Below are 7,326 nucleotides of genomic sequence, written 5' to 3'. Positions count from 1 at the left end.
TTCAGGATCTGCGGGCGGGTACACCGAGCGCCAGCGAGGTGCCAAGTGGTGGGGCAAGAGCGCTTTGGTTACTTTCGTCTGGGCCGGCTTCCGGATTTTCGAAAGTGACGCGCTGTAAAAGCGCAACCAATATCAGACATCACCGCGGTAATGGATATGTACGCAAAAATCACGGCATAAATGTGTTCGCCTCCCCCCTAATAGCGTAACCATCAAACTCAGACAAGCCACCACCCCGCCTCCCCCAATGTGTCTTATAATCCCCGGTTCTTGTAGCGCTGTCGGGCTGATCCTGCGGCCCGGAAACTGGATCTTTTCATGTTACGAATCACCGAACTCAAGCTGCCGATCGACCACCCGGACGAAGACCTGCGTCCCGCCCTCTTACAGCGCTTGGGCATCGCCAGCGATGAACTGCTGGAATTCACCCTGTTCAAGCGCAGCTACGATGCGCGCAAAAAATCTTCCGAGCTGTGCTTCATCTACACCATCGATTTCGAGGTGCGTGATGAAGCCGCCCTGTTGTTGCGTCTGGCCGATGATCGTCATCTCAACCCCGCGCCTGACATCAGCTATAAAGTTGTAGGCCATGCGCCAGAAGGCCTGACCGAACGTCCAGTGGTAGTCGGCTTCGGTCCCTGCGGCATATTCGCTGGCCTGCTGCTGGCACAGATGGGCTTCAAGCCAATCATCCTTGAGCGCGGCAAAGAAGTCCGTCAGCGCACCAAGGACACCTGGGGCCTGTGGCGCAAAAACGTACTGAACCCTGAGTCCAACGTGCAGTTTGGCGAAGGCGGTGCGGGGACGTTTTCCGACGGCAAGCTCTATAGCCAGATCAAAGACCCGAAATTTCACGGCCGCAAGGTTCTGAACGAGTTCGTCAAAGCCGGCGCACCTGAAGAAATCCTCTACGTCAGCAAACCCCACATTGGTACGTTTCGACTGACCGGTGTCGTGGAAAACATGCGGCACCAGATCGAAGCGCTGGGCGGTGAAGTGCGCTTCGAACAGCGCGTGACAGACGTACTGATCGACAATGGCCAACTGCAGGGCGTGGTGCTCGACAGTGGCGAGCGTATCGAATCACGGCACGTGATCATGGCCCTGGGACACAGTGCCCGTGATACGTTCCGCATGCTCCACGGTCGTGGCGTCTACATGGAAGCCAAGCCGTTTTCCGTGGGCTTCCGCATCGAACACCCGCAATCGCTGATCGACCGCGCTCGCCTGGGCAAGTACGCTGGGCATCCAAAACTGGGGGCGGCCGATTACAAGCTGGTGCACCACGCTAAAAACGGTCGTTCGGTGTATAGCTTCTGCATGTGCCCTGGCGGCACGGTAGTAGCAGCGACTTCGGAACCCAATCGCGTTGTCACCAACGGCATGAGCCAGTACTCGCGTAACGAACGCAATGCCAACTCCGGCATCGTGGTCGGTATTACTCCGGAAGATTACCCGGGCGGCCCGCTAGCGGGCATTGAGCTGCAGGAGCGTCTGGAATCCCACGCCTATCTGTTGGGCGGCAGCACCTACGAAGCACCTGCGCAGTTGGTCGGTGATTTCATTGCAGGCAAAACATCGCCGGCACTTGGCAGCGTAGAACCGTCTTACAAACCGGGGGTCAAGTTGGTCGATCTCGCAGACGCACTGCCCGCCTACGCCATCGAGGCTATCCGTGAAGCATTACCTGCGTTCGACAAGCAGATCAAAGGCTTTGCCCTGCATGACGCCGTATTGACCGGGATCGAAACCCGCACCTCGGCACCATTGCGGATCACCCGAAACGAAAGCATGCAAAGTCTGAACGTCAAAGGCCTGTTTCCGGCCGGTGAAGGTGCGGGTTACGCCGGTGGCATCTTGTCAGCCGGGGTTGATGGCATTCGAATCGCTGAAGCGCTAGCGAGAAGCATGTTGGGTATCGAAGCCTGATCTAGCTGCAATTTCAGACGATTCCTACAGCATAATAAGCGTCGTCCCACCAGCAAAAATGCACTAGCTGACAGACTCGGAAACACTCTAACTCGGCCATTCCGCTTAGAACAAAAACGAATATAACTTTTGTTTTAACGGCGGGAAGTTCGGGTTAGGGTGTCGCTCCTTTTTTGTTGGATGGAGCGCAAACCTTGCCGCTGCGTATTACTGTCACTCGTTTTTTCCAGCTTGAGGCGGCAGGCGGTCTGCTATTGATTGCCGCCGCCGCTTTGGCGTTGATCATCAACAACTCTCCGTTGTCCTGGCTGTACAACGCCTTCCTTGATACTCCCGTGGTGGCCCAGATCGGAGCCGTCAAAATCGCCAAGCCCCTGCTGCTATGGATCAACGACGGCATGATGACGCTGTTTTTCCTGCTGATTGGTCTGGAGGTCAAACGAGAGGTTCTGGAAGGTCATCTGTCGCGCCCTTCGCAAATCATCCTGCCAGGCACTGCAGCCATCGGCGGCATGGTGATTCCGGCGTTGGTGTTCTGGGCGCTGAACAAAGGCGACACCGCAGCAATGAATGGCTGGGCGATCCCCATGGCCACCGACATCGCCTTTGCGTTGGGCGTGCTGGCACTCTTGGGCAAACGCGTTCCAGTGTCACTCAAGCTGTTCCTGATGACGCTGGCGATCATTGATGATCTGGGGGCAATCATCGTCATCGCGCTGTTCTACTCGGGCGAGCTGTCGAACCTTTCACTGATACTGGCGGGTTCTTCGATCGCTGCACTGATCGCGATGAACAGGCTAGGCGTGCGCAAGCTGAGCCCTTACCTGCTGATCGGTCTGGTGCTGTGGGTGTGCGTACTCAAAAGTGGCGTGCATGCGACTCTCGCCGGTGTGGTCCTGGCATTCTGCATTCCATTGCGCACGGCCGACCATGACACATCGCCTCTGCTATCGCTGGAGCACGCACTGCACCCATGGGTGGCGTACGGGATTCTGCCGCTGTTTGCCTTTGCCAACGCGGGCGTGTCCCTGAATGGCGTGACACTGGAAAGCTTCACCCATCACGTGCCAATGGGAATCGCCGCGGGCTTGCTGGTGGGCAAGACAGTTGGCGTTTTTGGGCTGACCTGGCTTGCGATCAAAATGGGGATCGCCAAACTTCCCGGCGGCGCCAATTGGGGTCAGGTCCTGGGCGTGTCGATCCTGTGCGGTATTGGCTTCACGATGAGCCTGTTCGTGGGCTCACTGGCGTATGTGCCCGGTAGCAGCGATTACGCAGGCGTGGATCGTATGGGGATTCTGACCGGTTCGATACTCGCAGCCTTTATCGGCTATGCCGTCATGGCGGTTAGCAGTCGGAAAAATCCAATCCGTTGAATTGAAATGAATCGGCAGCTCTTAAAGAGAAAGCATTCGCTGCGCGACACAGGAAACGGGTGACACCAACGATCACCCACAAAAAACCCGATCACCAGGATCGGGTTTTTATGTTTCAAGACGCTACAAAAGCCGTGTAATCACTCAATGAGAGACGCGGCTCGTACCGTTGACGGTCATGATGCGAACGCGCTCGCCCACTCGGAAAATCTCGTTTTCCTGAACTTGCTGCACATAGGCGCGCATGGTGCCGTCGTCTTCACGCACGGTAATTTCAACGCCCTGAGTACGAGTCAAACCTTCTTCAGTGGCCGAACCCAGCAAACCACCCGCTACCGCACCGATGACGGCTGCGACGATGCTGCCACGGCCACCGCCGATAGCGCTGCCTCCCACCCCACCCACGACGGCGCCAGCACCAGCGCCGATTGGCGTCTTGCTGCCTTCGATCTTGACCGGACGCAGGGATTCGATGGTACCCAGGCGAACGGTCTGCACTGTCCGCGCTTCGTCACGGGAATAGGAGTCGCCAGTCAGGTTCGACATACAGCCAGTGAGGGTCATGGCCATAGCAGTGAACGTGGCAACCAGCAGAACAGACTTACGCATAAGGGTATCTCCAGAGGAACATGCAGCCATTAGACTCCGCGCTATCAGCGCTGTCACGTGCCGCTCCTCGTTAATTTATTTTCATTCAGGCGGCATACAGCACCGGCTGCCGTAACCCTATGACGGGTTGGCCGCTGAATAATTCAAACAAACCGATGAGCTAGGGAGCGAGGCGTTCGCGCGTCCACTGCGTGTCCACCAGACGATAATTCAGGCGGTCATGCAGGCGACTTGGGCGACCTTGCCAGAACTCGATTCGTTCAGGCAGCAGGCGGTAACCACCCCAATGCTCGGGGCAATGCGGTTGGGTGTCGATGAAGCGCTGCTCGGTCTCCTTGATCATGCCTTCAAGCTCGGCGCGATCAGTGATTACCCGGCTCTGCGGAGAAGCCCAAGCGCCCAGGCGACTGCCCAGCGGACGCACCTGGAAGTACGCATCGGACTCTTCAGGAGTGACTTTGACCACTCGCCCTTCAATGCGCACCTGGCGTTCCAGCGTCGGCCAGAAGAAGGTCATCGCAGCGAATGGGCGTGCTGCCAGTTGCTGGCCTTTGGCACTGTCGTAGTTGGTGAAGAACGTAAAACCCTCGGCATCGAGCCCCTTGAGCAGCAGGATCCGGCAATGCGGTCGCCCTTGTTCGTCGACCGTTGCCAGCGTCATCGCATTGGCTTCAACAGGCGCCTGCTCGGTTTTGACTGCCTCGGCAAACCACTGGTGAAACAACGCAAACGGCTCATCGGGTGCTTGAGTCTCGGTCAAGCCATCGCGGGCGTAGTCACGGCGCATATCGGCCAGAGACTGGGTCATCACGTCCTTCCTCGATCAAAAAGCTGCACGAATTGAAGAGTAACGCCGCTGACTCGCGCATTCAGACGCGAGTCAGCGAGTATTTCAGTTGCTGGCCTGATCGGTCGCGGCTGGTTTTTTCTTCACTGCGGCTTTGGCTGGAGCGGCCTTGGCCGGAGTTGCCTTTTTCGCCGGAGCGGCTTTCTTGGCCGCTGGCTTGCTCGCAGCAGCCTTCTTGGCCGGGGCGGCTTTGGCGGGAGCGGGAGCAACAGCAGGCGCAGGTTTGACGTCCTGAGCTGCAACCATGGTCGGAGCTGGCGGCAACGCGTACTTGCTCATCAGCGCGAGCATGGTGTTTTCAGGGGTCATGACGATTTCAACGCGACGGTTCAGCTTGCGGCCTTCAGCGCTGTCGTTGGCTGCACGGGGCATTACCGCGCCCATGCCACGCAGGCTCAGACGATTACGCTCCAGGCCACTGAGGCGGAAAATTGCAGCGACCGACTGAGCACGTTCCTGGCTGATTTTCTGATTTGCCGGGGCTGCGCCGGTGGTGTCTGCGTGTCCCAAAACCAACACGGCGGTTTTCGGATCGGCTTCAACCAGCTTGGCCAGACGCGTGATCGGACCCAGTGTTACCGGCAGCAACATGGCTGGACGATCAGGGTTGAACGAGCTGTCTACCGGAGCGGTGATAACCAGAACGTCTTCACGACGCTCAAGTTCGAACGGGCTGTCCTTGATGGCCAGACGCAGCCGTGGCTCGTAGTCATCCAGCCAGGCTTGAGTCACTTTAGGGTCAACCTTGGGCACTGCCTTGGCTTCTTCTTTCTTATCGCTGCTACCGAACGGCCACCACCACTTGCTATCAGTTTCGGTCTTGGCGATCAGCGGCGGCACGCTTTTATCGGCAGGCTTGGCGGCGGGCTTGGCAGCCGCTTCAGCCTTTGGCTCTGCGGTGTCGCTGGATGCGAACGGCCAGTACCAATGAGTGCCGCTCTCGGCTTTGGCTACCGGCTCAGCGGGCTTGGCTTCCGGGGCTTTGACAGGCGCTGCATCGGCAACCTTGTCGGAGCCGAACGACCACCAGCTATTGCCAGTGTCAGCAGAATCATTTTTTGGCGTTTGCGCACAGCCGGTTACGGCGAGGCAAAGGGCAATTGCGAGGCTTTTATTGGATGACATGGATGACCCACAAAAAGTAGTAAACAGACGATGAACTTTGCAGTGCCCATATAACACGCATAAACCGGCTGTTGGAAAAGGAAACCGTCGCACGGTTCCTGTTCCGGGGTATTAACTGACAGTCGGTATTAAACAAGCACTTATGACGACAACTTAGCGCAAACACTCACCTAACACTCGCACCAGCTTCTGTGCCCGCGGATCCATTAGCACATAAGGTCCCAAGGTATTTGTGACAAAGCCGAATGCAACGTCGCGATCAGGGTCAGCAAAACCGATCGACCCGCCAGCGCCAGGGTGACCAAATGCTTTCGGGCCCAGACCATATGTGGCGTTTGCTACATCGGGCTGGTCAAGCATGCAGCCCAGACCGAACCGAGTCTGGGTCAACAGCGTTTTATCCTGGCCGACACTGTGTTCGCGAGTCAGCTCATTCAGCAGCTCCGGTTCCAGCAAGCTGCCATCCAGAAGACCGTTGTAGAAGCCGGCCAGACTGCGGGCATTACCGTGACCGTTGGCGGCAGGTTGTTGCATGCGCCGCCACTCAGGCTTGTTGGTGCTGGTCATGATCGAAGGGGGATTGGTAAATGCCCGCGCGGTCATCGACGTCGGCTCCCGCATGGTGGTTTGCAGCAGACGCTGGGCAGACTCGTCGCCTGCATTGCCTTTGCTGCGAGCGATATGCGCAACGCGATGAAACTCTTCATCGGCCAGGCCCACATGGAAGTCCAGTCCCAGCGGGCGAGAAATGCGCGCAGCAATCGCCTCACCCGGGCCGCGACCGTCAGCACGACGCAGCACTTCGCCCACCAGCCAACCGTAAGTGATCGCGGCATAGCCATGGCCCTGGCCGGGCGTCCACCAGGGTTCCTCTGCGGCGAGCGCTTCGGTCATTGCCGCCCAGTCATACAGCGCCTCAGCGGGCAGCATGTGGCGCAGTGCAGGAAGACCGGCCTGATGACAGAGCAGTTGGCGCAGGGTAATCGCGCCCTTGCCTGCCTCCCCAAATTCAGGCCACAGGCGGGCGACGGGCTCGTCGAGCTTCAGTTTGCCTTCGCCAACCAGCTGCAGGGCAGTGACCGCTGCAAAGGGTTTGGTACAGGAAAACAGGTTGGCGATGGTATCGGTGTGCCAAGCCTCGGCGCCGTCTTTATCGGCCGTGCCTGCCCAGAGGTCAATCACGGTCTCGCCGCCAATTTGAATGCACAGCGCAGCGCCACGCTCCTGGGTATCGTCGAAGAGTGCCGCAAACGCTTCGCGCACTGCTTCGAACTGAAGCTCGAAATGACCCTGAATCTGCACCCGCTGACTCCCGGATAGGCTGATCAAAAAATGGTGTGCATTGTTTCAGCGATTGAGGGGTTTGTGAACAGATGGGTTGGTGGTCAGACTGTCGTGCAGCAAACCGGGTCTCTGTAGGAGCTCACCGAGGTTACGAGG

The 7,326-nt window shown here is 58.0% G+C and carries 6 protein-coding genes; 2 read left to right on the top strand and 4 right to left on the bottom strand.

Annotated features, from left to right (window positions below; genetic code table 11):
• Nucleotides 1–318: 318 nt before the first annotated feature.
• Both AUC60_RS27505 and nhaA read left to right on the top strand, forming a co-directional pair.
• Nucleotides 319–1,929 carry an NAD(P)/FAD-dependent oxidoreductase gene (locus tag AUC60_RS27505; RefSeq protein WP_087274757.1) on the top strand — a complete coding sequence of 537 codons (1,611 nt, stop codon included), beginning with the start codon at nucleotides 319–321 and terminating at the stop codon, nucleotides 1,927–1,929.
• 194 nt (nucleotides 1,930–2,123) lie between these two features.
• A complete protein-coding gene (gene nhaA, locus AUC60_RS27500; RefSeq protein ID WP_087274755.1) occupies nucleotides 2,124–3,305 on the top strand; it encodes a Na+/H+ antiporter NhaA in 1,182 nt (393 codons plus the stop codon).
• A gap of 144 nt (nucleotides 3,306–3,449) precedes the next feature.
• Here nhaA and AUC60_RS27495 read toward each other — a convergent pair whose 3' ends face one another.
• The 4 genes from AUC60_RS27495 to AUC60_RS27480 form a co-directional block, all read right to left on the bottom strand.
• Nucleotides 3,450–3,914: an outer membrane lipoprotein gene (locus tag AUC60_RS27495; RefSeq protein ID WP_087274753.1), complete on the bottom strand. Its 465-nt coding sequence runs from the start codon at nucleotides 3,912–3,914 to the stop codon at nucleotides 3,450–3,452.
• 160 nt (nucleotides 3,915–4,074) lie between these two features.
• A complete protein-coding gene (gene pdxH / locus AUC60_RS27490; RefSeq protein ID WP_087274751.1) occupies nucleotides 4,075–4,722 on the bottom strand; it encodes a pyridoxamine 5'-phosphate oxidase in 648 nt (215 codons plus the stop codon).
• Between the two features lie 84 nt (nucleotides 4,723–4,806).
• A complete protein-coding gene (locus AUC60_RS27485) occupies nucleotides 4,807–5,886 on the bottom strand; it encodes an OmpA family protein (protein ID WP_087274749.1) in 1,080 nt (359 codons plus the stop codon).
• Between the two features lie 153 nt (nucleotides 5,887–6,039).
• Nucleotides 6,040–7,188 carry a serine hydrolase domain-containing protein gene (locus tag AUC60_RS27480; RefSeq protein ID WP_087274748.1) on the bottom strand — a complete coding sequence of 383 codons (1,149 nt, stop codon included), beginning with the start codon at nucleotides 7,186–7,188 and terminating at the stop codon, nucleotides 6,040–6,042.
• Nucleotides 7,189–7,326: the final 138 nt, after the last annotated feature.

It is taken from the genome of Pseudomonas caspiana (assembly GCF_002158995.1).
Lineage (GTDB): Bacteria > Pseudomonadota > Gammaproteobacteria > Pseudomonadales > Pseudomonadaceae > Aquipseudomonas > Aquipseudomonas caspiana.
Note: the sequence above shows the minus strand (reverse complement) of the source record. Positions and strands in the feature narration are given on the sequence as shown.

What these genes read in the sequence shown, in the direction of transcription:
- AUC60_RS27505 (WP_087274757.1), top strand. Translation starts at nt 319, where the DNA reads ATGTTACGAATCACCGAACTCAAGCTGCCGATCGACCACCCGGACGAA.
- AUC60_RS27495 (WP_087274753.1), bottom strand. Translation starts at nt 3,914, where the DNA reads ATGCGTAAGTCTGTTCTGCTGGTTGCCACGTTCACTGCTATGGCCATG.
- pdxH (WP_087274751.1), bottom strand. Translation starts at nt 4,722, where the DNA reads ATGACCCAGTCTCTGGCCGATATGCGCCGTGACTACGCCCGCGATGGC.
- AUC60_RS27485 (WP_087274749.1), bottom strand. Translation starts at nt 5,886, where the DNA reads ATGTCATCCAATAAAAGCCTCGCAATTGCCCTTTGCCTCGCCGTAACC.